Raw genomic sequence first — 18,605 nt, forward strand, 5'->3', positions numbered from 1 at the left:
GGCGCGAAATCGCACTGCTCCACATTGAATGGAAAAGCGTGTCGTAAGCATCATCATAGGCCCCTGTGATCACCGCCGTAAGACGGTACACAGAGTCTGGATAACGGTAGGATTTTCGACCACGAACTGGTCGAGGCCGTGCAAAAAATCGCTGGCAACGGCACCGGCGACAAGCAGTGGAAAGTTCCGGGTGTGCTCGACTGGTCGACGGGAATCTACAATCCCAATGTCGATATCTCGAAGGATACGACGACGCTTTATGCGTCTGATCGTGACATCTTCTTGTTTCTGGTCGACGACCTCAATCCGATTGAAGCCGGCAGGCCCGAACGGAGAACCGGATCTCTACTTCGGTGGTTTCTATTGCTGGAACTCCGAAGTTGGTGCCCGTTCGCTCGGCATCGCCACCAAATAGAATAGTTATTTCAATGGCCTATAAAGTTCCATAAGATAGGAATCCTCATTAACAGCCGGTGTGGCGTACCCGGGTCAGACCATATCGGCCTTCGCTCGCCTCCCTCTCGGCGCACTCACTTGTGCGGCATGCAATAGACTCCCTCGGATATCATCAGTACCGCGCCACCCTTCAACTCGCTCAGTGCGCCGACCCACGCTTGCGAATAAGTGCGGCTGGCATCCACGGCCGTCAGCCAAAGGACCCGATTGTCGGCCAGTTCGACTTTAACTTCTTGCTGCAAAGGGCTTGCCTGCACGGTCTGTTGATAGTGGCGTTTGATCCTGACATTGCTGGCCGGAAACTCAGCTTCGTTGCTGCCGTAGTTCAGCACAAATCCAGTGTGGTCCTCAGCCACCGAGCAACTGCCATCACGCTCACATACGATTTTGGCAGCGGTCTTGCAGTCCCATTTCAGTGAAGCGGGCCACATAGGATTGTCCACGTTTGATCGCGGCTTGTCGCTCTGACCAGCCGCCATCAACACAGCGCCTGTGTTCAAAATCACAGTGGACAGGAGAAGTACCTTAAACACTACAAACCTCCCAGAATTGTCACCCGCTAGTACCTCGTCCTGCGTGGTCGCCTGGCTCATGGCATGTTGAGATTGAACCAGCTTTTCTGGCGTATGCCGTTCGCATCGTCATACTCGATGAACCAGGGTTTTTCTCGCATCGGTCGAGAGATGGTGAAGTAGGTGGGACCATTTCCAGCGGAATGCCCGCTATCGTTGCCCGTGCTCTGGATTTCTGCCGTCACCAACTTACCGTTGATTTCGATTTGGACCGGACGTGATCCGTCTCCATGATGCCCGCCGAGGGCGTTGTTTTGGAAATCAACGGGCCAGGAGAGCCGATCGGCAGCGATGCGGCAGATATTCCGTTCTTGACCTAAGCCCGGCCGATCGGATTCGGAGCTGCCAACTGCTTGCCAGCCAGACGGACAATCCTCATACTTCTCAAATCTCGCCGCGCTGGAGTTGGCTTGCGGACAGGTCGGCCAATTAAAACCCGGGGCTTCCATCGCCGCAATCAACTTGTAAATTGGAGGGTGGCACGACGGGGTGCCTTGCCAGTCCCCGGAAAGACATAGGAGGACCTGGCAGCCCCATTCCGACGCTTTTGATTGGGATGGAAGAGCTGCGGCGCCCGCGATGGCGACGGCACCCCCTAGTAGGAATTTGAGTATGGTCATAGCCTTTCCTCGCTGCGGATTTGACAGTTTACTATGGATGATCCGCGCGAAAAAGGACAGGTCGAAAAGGCAGGTTTGTGCGACTACATCGATTTATGAAACGAGACGACGGAGGTGTGGTCAACAACCCGTTGCGCGCCAACATTGCACAGACGCTTGAGCGGGAGAGAGCCAGACGCGGCCTATCCCATATGCACATGGCCGAACTGTTTCGGACCGCCGAGGGCGAAAAACTGGCCTATCGAACCTACATCCAGACCGTACGTCAGAAAAACAATGTCACATTGACGACGCTGCAGATCATGGCAAACGGCTTGCAACTGTCTTTTGCAGCACTGCTCGCCGGTGGCAAGAAAGTTCCGGAGTGGGCGCATCGGTTGGACGACAATGCGATCCGCGAGCGGCTGGCGCACGTCATCAATTTTGAGCGACAGCGACGTACCGTGCACCGCTATGAGATGGCCGAACTCATCGGCGTGGCAGAGGCGACATTCACGAAACTGGAACGCGCGAGCGGCAATATCAGCGTGGACACGATTGCGGCGATCGCCAAGGCGTTGAAACTTGATCCAGCGACCTTCCTCTTTTCCGAAAAGATCCCGCCTGGCGGAGCCTACACCCAGCCGCCTGCCGAGTGTTCCTAAAGGGCCTGTAGTACGCCCCAGCCGGGCGACCGCTCCCATGCCCCAGCCCGTCAGGCCCGGCGGCCGACTAGACCAGCACCCCCGCCGCGGCTGTCGGGCCGCTGCTGTCATCGTCGGCTGCTAGCCCTGTTGCAGCGGCGGGGATGATAAGGGACTTTGACATGGAGGACTGTGCCGGCATCGGGAATTCTGCTGATGAAGAGCTTTCCCTTGAGGGTCGAAACCATATGAGAACAAGGTGTCAATCCTAGCCCGGTGTGATTGCCGGCGCGTATAGAGTAGAAGGGTGTCGTGACCTTTTCGACAACTGCCGGTGTCGCGCCTGCGCGGTTGTCGGCCAATTTCAGGCGTCGATTCCGGTAGGCGACCCAGATTCATCACTTTCGTGTCGTGATGCCCACCAGAGAGTTTGCTGGTGAACTGACCGGCCAACGCCAAACTCACGCTCGCCGGGCAGACTTGTCAGCACACGACAGAAACCGCTTCAAGCTCAAACCGGCCAACAAAATGTATGGCGGCATGGCGAGCGAATAATGACCACAGTTTAATTCCAAAATATTTGGCCTAGCTCGGGCGTCCTTCAGCCTCTGCATGAACCTCTCCGATAGCTCTGGCAACACCACTTTGTCTCTCTTAGCCAACACAACGTGAAGACCGAGATCAGGCCGTGCCAAACTATGTGCGTAATTCTCCAAGTTAAGTGGACCCCAGGCCCTTCTGAGATCGGTCAGCTTAATCTCAGGCTCGAGACTAGCACGTATCAATCGTGTCGCGCGACCCGTCCAAACCATATCCGCTAGACTCCCCGCCGCCAGAAACAACGAGGCTTTCGACACAGCCGAGTCGTGCGCCGCGAGAAGGCCCGCAACCCAGGAGCCTAAGCTCATACCGAGAACTGAAATCTCTCGATAGCCTTCGATCTTCAACCAACGTATGAGCTTTCGCCCATCCAACACTGCCTGCCTTACAGATTGAATCGTTCGACCGAGATTAGGGCTAAGCATATAGTCAGCGTGCACGGAGCCGGCACGGCTGCGCTCGAAGTGATAAGGCATAGCAATCTCGACAACCGTGATGCCACGTTGCGAGAAAAAGTTGGCGATCTGACGATTCCGGAAGCTTGCATTCCAATGGTGAAAAATCACCATCGCCTGATCGAACGACCCGCTTTCTGTGATTTTCGCCGAGACGACATTGTTCTGTTCGATATCAGTAGAAATGTCCGATGGAAATTTGAGCCACCCATCCAGCCTTTCAAACCCCTGATCACTCACATTCGGGTCATCGAAAAAGGCTGGATCAGCCACGGCTTGGTCCGCAAGGGCACAGAATTCCTCGATACTTGTTATCTTATTCGCACCTGGAAAGGCGCGTTCCGCGTCAAGGGCGAAATCGGTTGATTTCTTCCCTTCCTCACCGCGTCGCGCCCGCCGTTCATCCCAATGATCAAGCCAACTATGATACACTCTGATTGTTTCCCAACTTAATCGCTTGCCGTCGCCCCAGCCCTGGATCAAACAGGCCATATATTGCGAACAGCACTCCAACGCCCAGAAGGACCGAAAAGCCAGCAAATGCATCGATCAGCAAGTAGCTAGCCACGAGTAACGCTACGATCGCTGACATCTTCCACAAAGACATACGAAAGCGAAGTTCGACACCTAAACGGATGGAACCGTACAGAAATACAGCAAAGGTCGAAATAGCGACAAGAAGGCTACTGTAATGGGTCGGCCTACGGTAGCTGATCACGGCGCTCACATCATTTCGCCCATAGAAGGCGGAAGACATATCGCCGACCAACCAAGCCACAATATTCTCCCCACGCGATGTCAGGTAAGCACTCTGGAGCTTCATGACTATGGCGATCAGAAGCCCCAAAACAGTACACCGAAAAATCGCCCGCATAACCCTGAGGCTGGCTTCATGGAGCTGGTATTGATAATCCACCTCCGGCTGATTACTCGCTGCTCTTCCAATTTTCCAAAGATCATGGATCACTGTATAAAGCAAAATAAGGCCTACGAAGAACAGATAAAAACATAGGCACATGTATAGGTAAGCGATCCCCGTGAATACGATCGCTTCCGGCACCGATATAACTTCAGGGCGCACAATCGCTAACGAGCCCCAGTCCGTCGCATAGCTGCCACCACCTTTGAGCAACGGGATTAAAGACACGCCGATCCACTGAAAAAGACCGGCGAATACCACACAAATCAAAAAAACCGCCCAATATGAATACGAAGAAGCTTGTACGCTGCGCGCCCAGGCATCGTCGCTTTCCATCTTGTCGCCCTGCGCTACGAGCTTTGGGCGGCCTTCATCTTTCCAAAAGGTCACCAGCTCGGTCACGAAGGCAAAAAACAGTGGCAAAAATGCCATGAAGACGAATGTCCAATTCGCTGTCCAAAGAAACCCAACCTGCTTGACGACGCCATCCGCCCGGCCATATGTCACGCTGTGAATCCCCGTAAGATACGACAAAAACCCAAGAGCGGTGACACCCGCAAACACCGACGCCGGTAAATTCAGGGGAGATCCGCGACTAAAAAACGCCTCCGATTTCCTCGCCAAACTAAAACGCCGGCTCGGCCCCTTGGGGTCAGTATCCCGTGTCAGCACTGCTGGGGAGTCTGTCTCGTCGTCGAAGGTCGCAGTCAGTGCCGTATCTGGAATCTCCTGTGCAACGCTGCTTCCGGCTCTCTTCCATCCTCGTCTCTTGATCGATAGCCGCGATTGCGCCGCACTAAGCTCCATCTGCCATTCGCTAGTTGCGACCGGATCATCGCATCCAAAAATTCTCGCCAGCCAACGAATGTTGGCAGTGCTAATTCCCTTCTCGTTCTCTTGAAACCAAAGCTGCACCGTTCGTAGATCGACCCCAACCCGGTTGGAATCAATCTGTGAAATCGCCTCTGCAAGGAGCTCGGGCGTCCATGGGCCAGCAGGAAACCCGTCTTTGCCCAACAGTCGACCCGCGCCCGCCGCCGCCAATCGTTTGAATAATTCTTTGAAATCACTCCCGTCTCTGGGCGGAGGGAGAAATAACTTTCCGTTCTTAAACAACAACTTATAGGCTCTAGTTTCGTTCCGCTTCGCTAGGCTTCGTATCTTATCGTGCCTTCGTGCTCAATCAACGCTTTTATCAGCTGGATTTGGCCGGCACGGGAGACGATCGAATGACTGGTGACCCGCTGGAGAGGCTGAACACGGTTGTTGCGGGGGAGATGTTTCGCAAACCGCCGGCCAAGGCACTGAGCTGCCCGGATCGGTCGCAATTCTGGTGTTACATCTTTTGCGGACTGTCGGATGAGCAGGCCGAGTTCAGATCATGGACCGGCGCACCTTCGAGCGGTTCCTTGTGGTGGATGCCGGCGACAGGGTCGACGCGTTGCTGGCCAGCACCAACACTGGCAACCGGGCATGCTTGCGAACCCGTCTCCTTGTCGAGCATCCTTTCGCGGACGCGGGGGACTGTTCATCCGCACCATCGGCCGGTCGCGCCCGCGGCAAGGTCAAAATCGGCGTGGGCAATTTCGCCTACAATCTGAAACGTTTGCCTGGTGGCAGGGTAGTGTGACCGCATGAGCGACAAGTAGGGGAAGCCAGGGCTTCGGGAGCCTGAGAAGCAGAGGGATGAACCCATCCCTATTTTTCTCGCCTCCCCAGGTATCATTTACGAATTGTCATGAGCGTGGAGCCAATCGATGCCCATTCAAGTGGTCTGTAACAACGGAGTGATGGAAGAGGCCGATGGGGTCCCGAATCTGATCGCGGCGCATCGTCAAGCAGTCGCCATGGTTGAACGTCTCGGCAAGCGATGGATGGGGGCCGAAGGGCCGGACGCGATCCTGATCGGTCGGCGATTGGATACGGTCATGGCGGAAGAGGTTATCGCGCGTCGGCGCGCAGCCGCTGCGCCGGTGGCCGATGTCGTTGAGATGAAAATGAAGGCAGCTTATTTCTGTCGGTTGTTGGGGAACGACTGGTGCGAGTTTGACGTCGACGATTTTCGCGCGTTGCTCGGTTCTTTCGCGAAACTGCAGTCCTAGGAGAAGAGTGCCGAAATCCATGAGGCCACGGTATTCCAGGCCGCATAGAGCCCTGCAGGCACCAAGATGATCGCCAAGAACGCCGCGGCTCCGCCAACAGCGCCGTCACTGCGTCCTTCCACGGGATAGTAATATTTGTGCGCCTCATCGTCGTGCTTCATTGTTGTCTCTCCGACCGCTTATTTAGCAGCAGCTGAACAGGATGCTGAAACGTCGTGCGCCACAAACCTGTGCGTTTCATCTTAGCGTCGATTTCCGCGACGAGGTAGTTCTCATTGACGGCTCTGCCCTTTGCTGTCGTTGCGGCAAACGCGTATCCGGTTGCTATGAGCGCGGTGCCAACGTCAATTGTTTCGCCATTCAGCTGCGCACCGCAAACGACAAAAACCGCCTTGTCCAGGGCGTATCCGATCGGCTGGCATGTCACCGCGGCGCTATCGAACAGGGCAGCAAGGTGCGCCAGCGAGGCATTCCCGCAATCGACTTTCTTACCATTTGACTCTTCGGCTGATGTGCCGCGAAGACATGACTGGACGCCATAAAGCCGGAAAGTGAGATCTCCGTCGCGCCAGGTATCTCCGGTCAGCAGTTGAGCCGATTTCGATACCGTGAAGGGCGTTGGTGGGGCAGCATCGGTGGCATCCTGCGCGTGGACCTGGGACCATCCGCACACCGAAAATGCCGCCAGCACTGCGAAGCTCGCCCGTCTCATTCCTGGAACTGTCCACCGAGGTCGGCAGAGTGCTCCAGATCCGGGCGCAGCGACTTGCCGTCCTTGTTGCGTCCGATTGCGGCCATGTCGAAGAAAACCATTTCGTCATCGTCGTAGGCGACGCTATACGGGTCGTTTGCGTTGCCCGCACCCACGAGGGAGAAACACGACACAGCGTCGGGTTCCCCCTTCCTGCTCTGCAGCACAAGCGTTTTGCAAAGCACGACAGAAGCACGATGGTTGTAGATTCCTTCTTCATAGTCCTGCGCGGCCTTCGTGCAGTCCCACTCCTGCGTCTTGTAGGTAATCTTTGGTTTTGGGCAGGCCGCGAGGCCGCGCAGTCGATAGGCCACGCCGTTGATGACGCGCTCGGTCGCCGACGGCACCTTAACCGGCGAACTGAGGGTCGCCGCGTCGCGCTGAAATAGCGCGCCTTTCGCATCGTAGCGCTCATAGACGAACACCTTCTCGCCCGGCTTCGCAAACTGAAGCAGGTAGTGTTTCGACGGCTGCGCGAAAGCGCTCGGGGCATCGATGCCGGCAGCATAAGCCACGGCGCCTTGGAGCAGCAAAACCGCGCAAAGGGCAATCTGTTTCATCAAAATCCGTCCTCGCGGCGCATAATATGTTGACACTTTACTAGGGCTGCGTGTAGCCATAGTAAAGTGTTAAATTTTGGCGACAGTATGAACACTCGAATCGCTCTCCTGCTCACCGTTTGTGGCGCCATGATGCCGTTGAAGGCGCACGGCCAGGACCTGGCATCAGAGCGCGTAGCGGTTGCCTTTGCAACGCCGGCAGAAGCGGTTGCCGCAATCGGGGCGCAAAGGCAGGGAGAATGTAAGACCGGAAATCGTGCTCAGGTCTCCCGACTTGTGCGTTCAATCGCGCAAGACGAAGGGTTCGACGCCAATCTGGTCGAGGCGATTGCGTGGGCCGAAAGCGATCTCGGCGCCAACCAGGGTCCGTCGAAGACCGGAGCCCTGGGGATCATGCAGCTGATGCCGGGCACGGCGGCTGATCTCGGCGTGAGCGACCGTTGCGATACCGAGGCAAATGTCCGGGCTGGTATCCGCTATCTGAAGTCACTCTATGACGAGTTCCAGGATCCGCTGCTGATGCTAGCGGCTTACAACGCCGGGCCAAACAACGTCTACAAGGCGCAGGGCATTCCGGTGAATCCGGAGACGGCAGAATACATCGTGAAAATACTGAACCGCTGGAAGTTCGGCGGTGTCGTGAAGAAATCCGCCCTGACCAAATCCGAAACGCTTACGGCCGCATCGCCAGCAAGCGAGGGCGCCTGGCAGGATGGTCATGTCATGGATTTCGACAAGTGAAAGGAGCGAAGGGTGAACTATAGGAAAGCAGGCAAATTTGCTCTGAAACTGGCCTTGGCGTCAGCGGTCGGAATGGCCCTCGCACCGGCTACTGCATATGCACAGTCTGCGGCACCAGTCGAAAACGTGCTCGAATGGTTCGTCGGAGTTCTGCAGGGCAGCATAGCGCGCTCATTTGCCATCATCGCTGTCTGTTTCCTTGGCTTCCTCGCCATGACGGGCCGGCTGGCGTGGATGATGGCTTTCTCCATCATCATCGGCATCGCTCTGATCTTCGGCGCTGCCCAGCTGGTGGACGCGGTTCGCGCGACGGCGGGAGGCAGCTGAGACATGGACGACGAGGAAGTCTATGTCGAGCCGGTCAGCCTGCCCCTGACACGCCCCCCGATGAAATGGGGGGTGCGATATGAAGTTTTTGCACTGAACGGCATCCTGGCGGTGATCGGCTTTATCGCCACGAGCAGCTTCATGCTCGGTCTTGGCGTGTTCGGCGTGGTGCATCTGGTCAGCGCATATCTGTGCCAGCGCGATCCCTACATCTTTCATATTTTCGAGCGGCGCGTCTCCAAACGCGGAGCGGTGGCGAACCTCACTTTCTGGGGGGCGAGGAGCTATTCGCCATGAGCCTCGATGCCGACCTGAAATTTGGCCGTGAGCGCCGCCGCGAAAAGCCGGCTGCGATGCACATCCCCTACCTTCGCCATGTCGATGACAATCTGATCGTGACGAAGAGCGGCTTTCTGGTCGGCGCCATCCAGCTCAGCGGCCTGCCGTTCCAGACGATGGACCAGGCTGAGTTGAACAGCCGACTGTTCAACCGAAACACGACGTTCCGCAATCTCTCGACCTCTCGCTTTGCGGTGTACACAACGATCATCCGCCGTCACGTGACCCCGGAAATCGAAGGCGACTTTGACAATCCTTTCGTGGCCGAGCTCGACGCCCGCTACATGGACGAGCTTGGGGCGAAAAACCTTTTCGTCAACGAGGCGTATCTGACGGTCATACGCCGCCCGATGGTCGGCCGTGTCGGCTGGGTAGACAAGGCGCTCAATGCATTCCGCATCAGCACCGCTGGCGAAGAAACCCGCGAAGAGGCAATAGCCGAACTGCACGATATTCTCGACGGCATGGTCAAGGATTTCAGCGCATATGGGGGACGTCTTCTCGGGGTCGTGAAGCGCCGCGACAGCTTCTTTTCCGAGGGCGCCGAATTTCTGGCGAAAATCCTCGCTGGCGGCGGCGACGTGGAAATGCCTCTGCCGCGCATGTCCCTTGGCGATGTACTGGCGACACGGCAGCTGTTTTTCGGCAAGTCCGCACTGGAACTTCGCGGGCCGGACCAAGCCAAGCTCGGCGCCATGGTGTCAATCAAGGAATACCCACCGTTCACCGCTCCGGGCTCATTGGACGGTCTGTTGCGCCTGCCCCATGAGTTTATTCTGACGCAGAGTTTCGCGATCGAAGACCGTGTAACGGCGATGCGCAGGATCAGCACCATCGCCAACCAGGTTGAGGGTTCCGACGAGGCGGGCACGACGGTCGAGGAGTCCGTCCACGACGGCGCAGATAAACTGGCCGGCGGCGAAGTCGTCTTCGGACAACATCACATGAGCGTCATGGCTTTGGCGCCGGACATAAATGGCCTCAACCGTGCGCTATCCGACATCACAGCCGAGCTTTCGCGCATGTCGATCGTTCCGGTACGCGAGACGCTGAACACGGAACTGGCCTTCTGGGCGCAGTTACCGGGAAATTTCAGCTACATCGCGCGACGTGCCTTGATCTCGTCGCTAAATTTCGCCGGCCTTTTTTCAGGACACAATTTCCCCTCCGGCCAACGTGTGCGGCTGCATTGGAAACGGCCCATCGCCTTGCTCGAAACGACCAGCCAGACGGCCTACTATTTCAACTTCCACGTCCACGATGTCGGGCACTTCACGGTGTTCGGCCCGACTGGCTCGGGCAAGACCGTGGTGCTGTCATTCCTGATGGCGCAGGCCATGCGCATCCTGCCCCGGCCACGATGCATTTATTTCGATTACATGCGCGGCGCTGAAATTTTCGTTCGGGCGCTCGGCGGTCGTTACGAGGTGATGGAACCCTCTCAGCCGACTGGGTTCGCCCCATTGCAGCTTGAGGATACGGCAGAAAACCGTTCTTTCCTGGAAGATTTGCTCCTCTATATTCTGACGCCGGAAGGCGGCGCGCTGGACGTGGCGGAGATGCGCGTCATCAACGCCGCCGTCGACATGATCTACAAGATTCCGCGCGAACAGCGGACCTTCGACCTGCTGCCTGAAGTGCTGCGGGGCTCGCTCATGCCTGGCATGAATGATCTGGCCGCGCGGATACAACCCTGGCTCGACCCGAAGGACAAAGGCTGGCTTTTCAACAATCCCGTCGATCTGGTTGATTTCTCGAAACCCGTTGTCGGGTTCGACATGACGAAAATCCTGGGCGACAGAAAGCTGCGCTCGGCGGCGTTGCTCTACATCTTCCACCGTCTTGAAGCCGTCATCGACGGCTCGCCGATCATGCTCTTCCTCGATGAAGGTTGGAAGCTGTTGGACGACGAGGTTTTCGCCGCCTTCATCAATGAGACGCTGAAGACCATTCGTCGCCGGAACGGCGTGGTCGGCTTTGGCACTCAGACAGCCGAAGACGTCGTCAATTCCTCCATCTCGTCGTCACTGATCGAGCAAACGAAGACCAACATTTTCTTCCCCAACCCGAAGGCGAGCAAAGAATCCTACATGGAGCGCTTCTCGCTGACGGCGAAGGAATTCGAGTTCGTGCGCCGAACCGCGAAGGAAACACGCACCTTCCTCGTCAAGCACGACAGCGACTCGATCGTCGCTAAGCTCGATTTGTCGGCGATGCCCGATCTCATCAAGGTCTTGTCCTCGAGCGAAGCCAACAGCAAGGAATGCGCACGGCTCCGGGAAACCTTCGGCGACGAGCCGGAGATGTGGTTGCCGTACTTCTGCGGATGGGAGGACGAGCATGACGAAGCGGCCTAGCAGCTTGTGTCTGGCCGTGGCTCTCGCGACAGCGGCAAGCACGACCATGGCAGTCGCTCAGATCGCAGTCATCGACGGGCCGAACCTCGACAAGCGGCAAGAGGACGAGCAGCAGAGCACAAAGTCGGAGGGAGCCAAGAGGGACGAAACCGACAAGAAGAAAAGCGTCGTCTGCACCTATTCGAACAAATACCGCTCACAGATGTTTCGCCGGTCGCCTGCCGACGCGTTACAGCGCGACGCGGGCAACGTGAAGATGATCCGTTATTATGCGCAAAAATACGGCGTGCCCGAAGGCCTGGCTCTGTCCGTTGCCTATCAGGAATCGCGCTTCGACACATGTGCCGGGAGCCACACCGGTGTCAAAGGCGTCATGCAGCTGACCAAGGGCACTGGCAAGTCAATGGGACTTGACCGCGACGTGAACGAACAGAACGTCGAAGGCGGTGTCAAATATCTCGGAATGGGCGTCAAGCAATGCGGGGCGACGAATTACAGCTGTCTCGCCTCCTTCTACAACGGATCGAACGCTGCCGAGCAAGACCAATGGGCCGGCGGTGTCGGCCGTTGGAACAGCTACTTCAATGACTATGTATCGAGCGGCAAGGCTCCGGCCGCCGCACCGCCACCATTCTCGATCGTAACGGCCGACGGCTCGGGCGGCTCGGCCCAGGACGACGCTATGGGCGCGGTGAGTAAGGCGGCTGGCGGTCTTGATGCAAGTGCATCGCGGATGGGCGCCAACAACGCGGCAATCGACGCGCTGTCGGGCTCCGTTGGCCAGGTGACCGAATACAAGGACGCTTGGGAGCTGAACTCGTCGGCTCGTGGGATCAACGCTGACGTCACCAACCAGTACCTCGCCCAGTCGGGAGATTTTACGGCGTTGCTGGCCCAACTTCTATCGTTGCAGAATGTTCAGGCATCGCAGTCCGCAAAGATGGTGCAACAGCCGAAAAGCGGCTCTCCAAACCCGTTCTCTTGTGATCCCGCGCAACTGGAGCGACTGAAGATCGATCGCGGCCGATGGTTACCATGCGCGGTTGAGAACGCGGAGGCAAGCTCGGCCGACAGCCGCTCGATGATCATCACCAGTGATCCTGCCGGCGCTGCCAACGTGATCGATTCCCTACAGCAATAGGAGGCTGACATGAAGAAATTCGCGATTGCTGCCGGCATGGCGCTTTGGACGAGCACGAGCTTTGCACAGATTGCCGTCATCGATGGCGCCAATCTCGATGTCGCCCGCAAGAATGCGGAGAACACCAACTCGATCATGGGCTCGAACAAGGATATCTTGAAAAAGAGCGAAGAGATCCTGCAGGCTCTCAGCGGCAGTCGTGACGGTTCGCTCGGGATCGGACAAATGGGCCTCGCCGGCAACATGTCGATTGCTCAGGCTCCGTCGTTCGGATCGATCCTGAACGGCGGCGCGCTTTCTTTTGGTGGCCTGTCGCCGGAAATCCAGAAAATCGCCGGCGCCGTCATCAATGGGCTGCAGCTGGTGAAGCAACTCCAGCAGATTGCTGGCAAGGAGACAAGCGCCGTCAACACAGCCTATGGCGGCAGCGTCAACGTGGCCTCGCTGCTAAGCGCGCTGACTTCGCAGGCCTCGCAGGGCGTCACCCAGCGCCAACAGTCCCTCCAGTCCGCAAGTGGGCAGATCGGGCAGTCGCAGGACGTGAAGGGATCGGTGGACCAGAACACCCGAATGCAGCTGGAAAATGCGCGCGCGGTCAACGAATTGATCGGTGTCCAGAACGGCGCGGTCGCGGCCCTGAATGAGAAGCTGAAGGGGGACCTTCTTCGTCAGAGCCAGGTGCAGAAGATGATGACGCCGCGCAACGTCAATCCGTTCGCGGAATTTGGCAAGAGCGGAGGCTAGCGCTTGTCGAGGCGAGTGCTGGGCATATGCGCTGTAATTGGGCTCGGCGCAGTGCTGTTTGGATGCGCAAATCGCGAACGGAAAGCGCCGTGCGGGCCTTTGGCGTATGCCCACACCGACGAATGCGGCGCGCTAAAACCGGTCAATTCAACGCCGTTCGCCAGCATCATTGACGAGGATCCATGAACGGTCTCGCCGCAAGCATCCTGGGTGGCATTGACAACATCGGTGAGGACTTCGTCCGCACCGTCTATATGCAGTTGGGCAATGCGATGGGCAACGTCTTCACCCTCATGCTGACCCTCTATATCGTGTGGTGGGGCTATTCGATCCTGAGCGGGCGGGAGTCGATTTCGCCGCTCGAAGCGGCCTATCGCCTCGGCCGCGCCGTCATCATCTATCTGCTGCTGACCGGATGGGGCACGTTTTCCGCGACGATCTACCAGCTTGTTCAAAGCATTCCAGATGAGGTCGGCAAGGTCATCGTCGGCGCCGTGTCGCGAGCCACTGGGAATCAGCTCAACGACCAGGCGGCAATTCCAGCGCTTATCGACAACCTCTATCAAGGGGCGCAGGACGTCGCCAATCAGGTCTATAGCGGATCCTTCTACGACATTTTTGGCGCGCTCTTGTCGCTGCTCGTCCTGCTGTCGGCCATCATCTTCGCAGCGCTTGCCATTGCCGCGATCATCGCCGCCAAAGTGATGTTGTTCATCACGCTCGCCCTGGCGCCGATATGGATCATTCTTTGGCTTTACCGCTGGTCCTCGCGCATGAGCGAAGGCTTCCTTTCGCTCACCACCTTTCTCATGATCCAGCAAATCCTGATCTACGGCTTTCTCGGTTTCTACTTCTCGCTCGTCAATGCGGCGCTGAACACCGCCACGTCCGGTGGAGCGACCATGGACAGCAAGATGTCGCTGGTGCTGCCCCTGGTGCTGGTGACGATCATCGGGATCTACGTTCTCATGCAGATACCCTCGATTGCTTCCATCCTGAATGGCGGCGGGTATCTCAGCACCGTGGGCGCATACAACCCTTATAGAAACTTCGGCGGAAACGCCGTGCGCTACTCCGGTGCACGATGGGCCGCCGGCCGCGCCGCTCGGGCCGCCCGGCAGCTCGCCGCAAACAGCTTCCGATCCCCGCGAGCAGCAAGGGCGGACGACGCAGCCCGGTCATCCATCCAGCAAGGTGCGCGCGATAACGCCAGGCCTCTGGCCTAGAACACACGAACGATCATCGATCGCGGCCCTGGATCAGGATGGGTCACGCAAACGAGGCAATGGTAAGTGTCAACTCCATCGGAAACAGCTGCTAACGGCGGCAGCGAGCTCGTCGACAGACGCTATTACAGGGCGGGCGCGACCTGGGAAGACGACACGCACAGGTCAATGCGGCGATCGCGTACATTGGCATGGATCGTCAGCGGCGTTTCCGGACTGGTGGCGGTGCTTTCGCTGCTGGCGCTCGTGCTGATCCTGCCGCTCCGGCAGTTCGAACCGTATGTTGTCGAGGTCGATAAATCGACGGGATACCTCGAGATCGTGCGAGCGCTCAAGCCTGGAGACTTGTCACAGAACGAAGCCGTCACGGCGGCCAATCTCGTCCGCTATATTCGTGCTCGCGAAACATACGATTCCCGTGAGCTGAAACAGAATTACGACCTGGCGCAGCTCTACTCCACCGACGCGGCGTCCAAGGATTTGACATGGCTGTACACGCCAGCAAATCCGCAATCGCTCGACAAGATCTATGGCCGCAATGTCACTGTCGCGGTCGAGATCAAGTCGGTTTCCCTGCTCAATCGCAACACGGCCTCGGTGCGCTTTGCCACGACGACGCGGCGGGACAATTCATCCACCGCCGACAATTGGGTGGCGGTGATAAAATTCCGCTACACCTCAACACCGCTCAAGAACGAATGGCGTTTCGACAACCCGTTGGGATTTCAGGTTACGGATTACCGCCGCGACCAGGAATCGGCGCCGGCCGCGGGGAGCCTGCAATGAGACGGCGCGTGAAGCTAGCGCTGTGTGCCGCCCTTCTCTTCTGCGCGACCCATAGCGCGGCGGCGCGCGATGGCCGTATCCGATATGTCACCTTCAACAATGACGACGTGACGTCGGTGCGCGCCGCTCTCGGTATTTCGACGATGGTCGAACTCAGTCCTACCGAAGTCATCGAAACCGTCTCCGCCGGCGACACGAAGGGCTGGTCGATCATCCCCAAACGCGGATCGCGATTTCTCTTCGTCAAGCCGCTGGAGCGCGATGCTTGGACCAACGTCAACGTGGTCACCAACCGGCGCGTCTATTCCCTGCTGCTGCAGGCAACTGACAATAGCCGCGACCGGGCATCCTTCCAAGTCCGGTTCAAATACCCGAACGAGGATATCAACGCGCGCCTGCTCTCGCAGGCCAAGGAAAGCGCCGCCGATCCGGATTTGAAGGACCTGAACTATGCCGATCTCAATTACGACTATGCGTACAAAGGCGATGACAGCTTGAAGCCGCGCACCGTATTCGACGACGGCACCAAGGTGTTTCTGGAGTTCAAGGGTGACATTCCTGCGATTTTCGTGGTCGACGACAAGCGCCATGAGTCGCTGGTCAACGTTCGCACTCAGGGCAAATACACCGTCGTCGACAAGGTGGCACGGCAATTCACCCTGCGAGCCGATGGCAAGACGCTCTGCCTTTACAACCGGGCTCGACCCAACGCCATCGATCCAGTCGAGCAGGTCTACGGTCCAACGAAACTGACAGGTGGTTCCACCCTGTTCGGGTCCAGCGGAGGGCGGTAATGACGCAGATAGACTATAACCAACTGGACGGCAGCCCGACGGTCGCGCGCCGCGGTGCGGGTGTGGGTACCAAAATCGCCCTGGTCGGCCTCGGCGTGGTGCTGGTGGGCGCGCTGATATGGCTGAACTGGCCTCGGGAGCAGGTATCGCGCGATCTTCGCAGCGATGGCGAGGAAAACTTCAACCCGCCGGAGTTTCGCCCGCCGGCGTTGAACGAGCCGCCTCAACCTGCCGACGGCACGATCGACCAGATCGTGGTGCCGCCACCGGCTGACGACCAGAAGGCCACGCAACAAGCCGACAACGTCGATCAGACCGTGCAGGAGGGCGCGGATCTCGATGCGCAGCGGCGGGCGCTGGAAGCACAAATGGCGGCCGAGGAAGCTCGCCGCAAGGCCGAGGCGGAAGAAGCCCGCCGCAAGGCCGAGGCTGATGACGAGGCTCGCCGCAAGGCTGAGGCCGCTGAGCATGAAAAGGCCGTGTGGGAACGCCTACGATCCAACCAGATGGTGACAAATGGTGAAACCGGCTCGACGGATACCGGCGCCCAGGCGGCACAGGCCGAAATCGCGCCCGACGGTCAGATCATTCCGGTCCCCGGCGCCGACAGCGATCCCAACAAGGCATTCCTGGCGCAGTCTGAGGCAAGTTCCTCCGGCATCGTCAAAGCCAGGGTTTTTCGACGCACCGATGCGTTGATCCCTGAAGGCACGATCCTTCGCGGCTATTTGGAAACCGCTGTTAACACCGACCTTCCCGGTGCGGTACGCGCTGTCGTGCGGGAGGATGTCTTCTCGCTCGACGGCAGGCGGATCCTCATTCCAAAAGGCTCGCGCCTGACCGGAGAATATCGTTCGGGGCTTGCGCGCGGTCAGAAGCGTGTTTTCATCGTCTGGAACAGGGTCATCCGCGCGGACGGCATTTCCGTCGATATCAAGTCACCCGGTGCAGACGCGCTCGGCCGCGGCGGCATGGGCGGCCGTGTCGATACGCATTGGGTTGAGCGGTACGGCAACGCCATCATGCTTTCGGTCGTTGGCGGCGTCTCTGAGTATCTGTCCTCGCTTGGCGACAGCAGCCAGGATGGACAACAGCGCCAGGTGTCGACGATCGATCCCGTAACCGGTGAGACCACGACCGTAACTTATGGTAGCAATGGCTCGCAGCGCGACGCCCGCGGCATCGCGTTCGATAAGTCATCGACCGCCCTGCAGCAACTCGCGCAAGAGGCGTTTCGCGACACCCAGAACATTGGCCCGACAGTCTACGTGGACCAGGGCACATCGGTCGTCGTGCTGGTGCGGCGAGATCTCGATTTCTCGGATTTGTACGCCGATCCCGTTCAGGAAGAAGTTGCACGAATGAAGGCAGGTGGGCGGCCGAAGACCGCGATCGATCCGACGCCTCTTTACGCGACGCCAAAGGATCATTTTTATCCCGGCTATGGGAGCCCGGTGAAATGAACGCCGTGCATCCCCTCCCCGACCCTTGGGTAAGAGCCCCGGTTCTTCGCGCGCATCTGGAACCGATATGGTCCTATTTGAACGAAGACTCGGTTTCCGAGATTGCGATCAACAGGCCAGGTGAATTGTTCATCGAACGCCTCGGCGCGAAGGAAATGGAGCACATCGTCAAGCGCGAGGTCACGCCCGGCTGGATCCGCAACATCTCGACGGGCGTCGCCTCGGCGACAAATCAGGTCATCAACGAAGAAAAACCGGTCCTGTCGGCCGCGCTACCCTCGGGTGAGCGTATCCAATGCATCTTGCCGCCGGCGGCTCCCGAAGGCGGGGCGATCTCAATCCGCAAACAGGTCATCATGGACATGAGCCTTGATGCCTACAGGGATCTTGGCGCATTCGAGGACACGGCGATGAGTGCCGGCCTGGCGCTTTCAACCGAAGAAAAGCGACTCGTCGAAATGCTGCGCGACACGTCGCCGATGGACTTCCTGCAATATGCGGTGCGCAACCGCGTCTCGATCGTCGTTTCAGGCGGTACGTCGACCGGCAAGACGACGTTTTTAAACGCACTATTGAAGGAAATCCCGCCCCATGAACGGATCATCACGATCGAAGACACTCGCGAACTGAGGCTGCCGGCTCCCAACAACGTCACCCTGATAGCTTCGAAGGGCGACCAGGGCCTTGCCAAAGTCTCCGCGCAACAGCTTCTCGAGGCCTCCCTTCGCATGCGGCCCGACCGTCTCCTGTTGGGCGAGTTGCGCGGCGCTGAAACCTTCGCGTTCCTCCAGGCGATCAACACCGGCCATCCTGGTTCACTCACGACGGTTCATGCCAATTCCGCCCGGTCCGCCTACGAGCGGCTGGCGCTCATGGTCATGCAGGGCAGTACGGGACTCTCACGAAGCGAAATCCTCGACTATCTGCGCGAGGTCATTCCGGTGGTCGTCCAGATGGTCCGCACCGAAGGCGGACGACGCGGCATCAGCGAGATCAAGTTCACCAAGGCGGACACGATCTAGCGAGGCC

General features: G+C 58.2%; 22 protein-coding genes and 1 pseudogene. 15 read left to right on the forward strand and 8 right to left on the reverse strand.

Features of this window, described 5'->3' with window-relative positions:
• Positions 1–99: 99 nt before the first annotated feature.
• Positions 100–409: pseudogene (locus ACFFNA_RS40860) on the forward strand (DUF932 domain-containing protein); the annotation flags it as partial.
• A 121-nt stretch (positions 410–530) separates the two neighbouring features.
• On the opposite strand, the gene ACFFNA_RS40865 reads toward ACFFNA_RS40860, so the two are convergent.
• Positions 531–989 (reverse strand): hypothetical protein, encoded by a 459-nt coding sequence (locus ACFFNA_RS40865; protein ID WP_378926157.1) that lies wholly within the window; start codon positions 987–989, stop codon positions 531–533.
• Between the two features lie 56 nt (positions 990–1,045).
• Positions 1,046–1,648: a hypothetical protein gene (locus ACFFNA_RS40870; RefSeq protein ID WP_378926158.1), complete on the reverse strand. Its 603-nt coding sequence runs from the start codon at positions 1,646–1,648 to the stop codon at positions 1,046–1,048.
• A gap of 197 nt (positions 1,649–1,845) precedes the next feature.
• Here ACFFNA_RS40870 and ACFFNA_RS40875 point away from each other — a divergent pair, with 197 nt between their 5' ends.
• Positions 1,846–2,292 (forward strand): helix-turn-helix domain-containing protein, encoded by a 447-nt coding sequence (locus tag ACFFNA_RS40875; RefSeq protein ID WP_378926160.1) that lies wholly within the window; start codon positions 1,846–1,848, stop codon positions 2,290–2,292.
• A 107-nt stretch (positions 2,293–2,399) separates the two neighbouring features.
• Here the strand turns inward: ACFFNA_RS40875 and ACFFNA_RS40880 are convergent, their stop codons facing one another.
• The 3 genes from ACFFNA_RS40880 to ACFFNA_RS40890 all read right to left on the reverse strand — a co-directional run bounded on the left by ACFFNA_RS40880 (position 2,400) and on the right by ACFFNA_RS40890 (position 5,361).
• A complete protein-coding gene (locus ACFFNA_RS40880) occupies positions 2,400–2,666 on the reverse strand; it encodes an ATP-binding protein (RefSeq protein ID WP_378926206.1) in 267 nt (88 codons plus the stop codon).
• Positions 2,667–2,732: 66 nt separating this feature from the next.
• Positions 2,733–3,758, reverse strand: coding sequence for an RcgR family putative quorum lactone hydrolase (locus ACFFNA_RS40885; protein WP_378926161.1), 1,026 nt, complete (start codon positions 3,756–3,758; stop codon positions 2,733–2,735).
• The gene (locus ACFFNA_RS40890; protein ID WP_378926208.1) at positions 3,748–5,361 is read right to left on the reverse strand and encodes an RcgA family putative transporter; all 1,614 of its coding nucleotides are present in this window, start codon (positions 5,359–5,361) and stop codon (positions 3,748–3,750) included. Before ACFFNA_RS40890 ends, ACFFNA_RS40885 begins: the two co-directional genes overlap by 11 nt.
• Before the next feature lie 265 nt (positions 5,362–5,626).
• Between ACFFNA_RS40890 and ACFFNA_RS40895 the strand changes: the two genes are divergently transcribed.
• On the forward strand, positions 5,627–5,875 hold the full coding sequence (locus tag ACFFNA_RS40895) for a hypothetical protein (protein ID WP_378926162.1): 249 nt from the start codon (positions 5,627–5,629) through the stop codon (positions 5,873–5,875).
• A gap of 127 nt (positions 5,876–6,002) precedes the next feature.
• A complete protein-coding gene (locus tag ACFFNA_RS40900) occupies positions 6,003–6,347 on the forward strand; it encodes a hypothetical protein (RefSeq protein ID WP_378926163.1) in 345 nt (114 codons plus the stop codon).
• Here the strand turns inward: ACFFNA_RS40900 and ACFFNA_RS40905 are convergent.
• The 3 genes from ACFFNA_RS40905 to ACFFNA_RS40915 are packed head-to-tail and all read right to left on the reverse strand — an operon-like array spanning position 6,344 to position 7,658.
• Positions 6,344–6,508, reverse strand: coding sequence for a hypothetical protein (locus tag ACFFNA_RS40905; protein WP_378926164.1), 165 nt, complete (start codon positions 6,506–6,508; stop codon positions 6,344–6,346). The genes ACFFNA_RS40900 and ACFFNA_RS40905 overlap by 4 nt on opposite strands.
• Positions 6,505–7,059: a thermonuclease family protein gene (locus tag ACFFNA_RS40910; RefSeq protein WP_378926165.1), complete on the reverse strand. Its 555-nt coding sequence runs from the start codon at positions 7,057–7,059 to the stop codon at positions 6,505–6,507. The genes ACFFNA_RS40905 and ACFFNA_RS40910 overlap by 4 nt, the downstream gene beginning before the upstream one ends.
• Complete coding sequence (locus tag ACFFNA_RS40915; protein WP_378926166.1) at positions 7,056–7,658, reverse strand: hypothetical protein; 603 nt, start codon at positions 7,656–7,658, stop codon at positions 7,056–7,058. Before ACFFNA_RS40915 ends, ACFFNA_RS40910 begins: the two co-directional genes overlap by 4 nt.
• Positions 7,659–7,934: 276 nt before the next feature.
• Between ACFFNA_RS40915 and ACFFNA_RS40920 the strand changes: the two genes are divergently transcribed.
• From ACFFNA_RS40920 to virB11, 11 genes are all read left to right on the forward strand, one after another.
• Complete coding sequence (locus ACFFNA_RS40920; RefSeq protein WP_378926167.1) at positions 7,935–8,399, forward strand: lytic transglycosylase domain-containing protein; 465 nt, start codon at positions 7,935–7,937, stop codon at positions 8,397–8,399.
• 12 nt (positions 8,400–8,411) lie between these two features.
• Entirely contained in the window at positions 8,412–8,726 is a 315-nt protein-coding gene (locus ACFFNA_RS40925) for a TrbC/VirB2 family type IV secretion system protein (RefSeq protein ID WP_378926168.1), read from the forward strand.
• 3 nt (positions 8,727–8,729) lie between these two features.
• Positions 8,730–9,023 carry a VirB3 family type IV secretion system protein gene (locus ACFFNA_RS40930; protein WP_006339854.1) on the forward strand — a complete coding sequence of 98 codons (294 nt, stop codon included), beginning with the start codon at positions 8,730–8,732 and terminating at the stop codon, positions 9,021–9,023.
• Complete coding sequence (locus tag ACFFNA_RS40935) at positions 9,020–11,422, forward strand: VirB4 family type IV secretion/conjugal transfer ATPase (protein WP_378926169.1); 2,403 nt, start codon at positions 9,020–9,022, stop codon at positions 11,420–11,422. Before ACFFNA_RS40930 ends, ACFFNA_RS40935 begins: the two co-directional genes overlap by 4 nt.
• Before the next feature lie 202 nt (positions 11,423–11,624).
• Positions 11,625–12,563, forward strand: coding sequence for a transglycosylase SLT domain-containing protein (locus ACFFNA_RS40940; RefSeq protein WP_378926170.1), 939 nt, complete (start codon positions 11,625–11,627; stop codon positions 12,561–12,563).
• A gap of 36 nt (positions 12,564–12,599) precedes the next feature.
• Positions 12,600–13,307: a type IV secretion system protein gene (locus tag ACFFNA_RS40945; protein WP_378926210.1), complete on the forward strand. Its 708-nt coding sequence runs from the start codon at positions 12,600–12,602 to the stop codon at positions 13,305–13,307.
• A gap of 182 nt (positions 13,308–13,489) precedes the next feature.
• Positions 13,490–14,533, forward strand: coding sequence for a TrbL/VirB6 family protein (locus ACFFNA_RS40950; RefSeq protein ID WP_378926171.1), 1,044 nt, complete (start codon positions 13,490–13,492; stop codon positions 14,531–14,533).
• 66 nt (positions 14,534–14,599) lie between these two features.
• Positions 14,600–15,319, forward strand: coding sequence for a VirB8 family type IV secretion system protein (locus tag ACFFNA_RS40955; RefSeq protein WP_095204790.1), 720 nt, complete (start codon positions 14,600–14,602; stop codon positions 15,317–15,319).
• Positions 15,316–16,113, forward strand: a complete 798-nt coding sequence (locus ACFFNA_RS40960) for a TrbG/VirB9 family P-type conjugative transfer protein (RefSeq protein WP_378926173.1) — start codon at positions 15,316–15,318, stop codon at positions 16,111–16,113. The genes ACFFNA_RS40955 and ACFFNA_RS40960 overlap by 4 nt, the downstream gene beginning before the upstream one ends.
• Positions 16,113–17,576, forward strand: coding sequence for a type IV secretion system protein VirB10 (gene virB10, locus ACFFNA_RS40965; protein WP_378926175.1), 1,464 nt, complete (start codon positions 16,113–16,115; stop codon positions 17,574–17,576). Before ACFFNA_RS40960 ends, virB10 begins: the two co-directional genes overlap by 1 nt.
• Entirely contained in the window at positions 17,573–18,598 is a 1,026-nt protein-coding gene (virB11, locus tag ACFFNA_RS40970; protein WP_378926176.1) for a P-type DNA transfer ATPase VirB11, read from the forward strand. The genes virB10 and virB11 overlap by 4 nt, the downstream gene beginning before the upstream one ends.
• The last annotated feature ends 7 nt before the right edge of the window (positions 18,599–18,605 follow it).

The organism is Mesorhizobium kowhaii (assembly GCF_042431665.1).
GTDB classification, from domain to species: domain Bacteria; phylum Pseudomonadota; class Alphaproteobacteria; order Rhizobiales; family Rhizobiaceae; genus Mesorhizobium; species Mesorhizobium kowhaii.

Excerpts from the sequence above, each read along its gene's own strand:
- ACFFNA_RS40870 (WP_378926158.1), bottom strand. The coding sequence starts at position 1,648 with ATGACCATACTCAAATTCCTACTAGGGGGTGCCGTCGCCATCGCGGGC.
- ACFFNA_RS40875 (WP_378926160.1), top strand. The coding sequence starts at position 1,846 with ATGGCCGAACTGTTTCGGACCGCCGAGGGCGAAAAACTGGCCTATCGA.
- ACFFNA_RS40895 (WP_378926162.1), top strand. The coding sequence starts at position 5,627 with ATGGACCGGCGCACCTTCGAGCGGTTCCTTGTGGTGGATGCCGGCGAC.
- ACFFNA_RS40900 (WP_378926163.1), top strand. The coding sequence starts at position 6,003 with ATGCCCATTCAAGTGGTCTGTAACAACGGAGTGATGGAAGAGGCCGAT.
- ACFFNA_RS40905 (WP_378926164.1), bottom strand. The coding sequence starts at position 6,508 with ATGAAGCACGACGATGAGGCGCACAAATATTACTATCCCGTGGAAGGA.
- ACFFNA_RS40910 (WP_378926165.1), bottom strand. The coding sequence starts at position 7,059 with ATGAGACGGGCGAGCTTCGCAGTGCTGGCGGCATTTTCGGTGTGCGGA.
- ACFFNA_RS40915 (WP_378926166.1), bottom strand. The coding sequence starts at position 7,658 with ATGAAACAGATTGCCCTTTGCGCGGTTTTGCTGCTCCAAGGCGCCGTG.
- ACFFNA_RS40930 (WP_006339854.1), top strand. The coding sequence starts at position 8,730 with ATGGACGACGAGGAAGTCTATGTCGAGCCGGTCAGCCTGCCCCTGACA.
- ACFFNA_RS40935 (WP_378926169.1), top strand. The coding sequence starts at position 9,020 with ATGAGCCTCGATGCCGACCTGAAATTTGGCCGTGAGCGCCGCCGCGAA.
- ACFFNA_RS40940 (WP_378926170.1), top strand. The coding sequence starts at position 11,625 with ATGTTTCGCCGGTCGCCTGCCGACGCGTTACAGCGCGACGCGGGCAAC.
- ACFFNA_RS40945 (WP_378926210.1), top strand. The coding sequence starts at position 12,600 with ATGGCGCTTTGGACGAGCACGAGCTTTGCACAGATTGCCGTCATCGAT.
- ACFFNA_RS40950 (WP_378926171.1), top strand. The coding sequence starts at position 13,490 with ATGAACGGTCTCGCCGCAAGCATCCTGGGTGGCATTGACAACATCGGT.
- ACFFNA_RS40960 (WP_378926173.1), top strand. The coding sequence starts at position 15,316 with ATGAGACGGCGCGTGAAGCTAGCGCTGTGTGCCGCCCTTCTCTTCTGC.
- virB10 (WP_378926175.1), top strand. The coding sequence starts at position 16,113 with ATGACGCAGATAGACTATAACCAACTGGACGGCAGCCCGACGGTCGCG.
- virB11 (WP_378926176.1), top strand. The coding sequence starts at position 17,573 with ATGAACGCCGTGCATCCCCTCCCCGACCCTTGGGTAAGAGCCCCGGTT.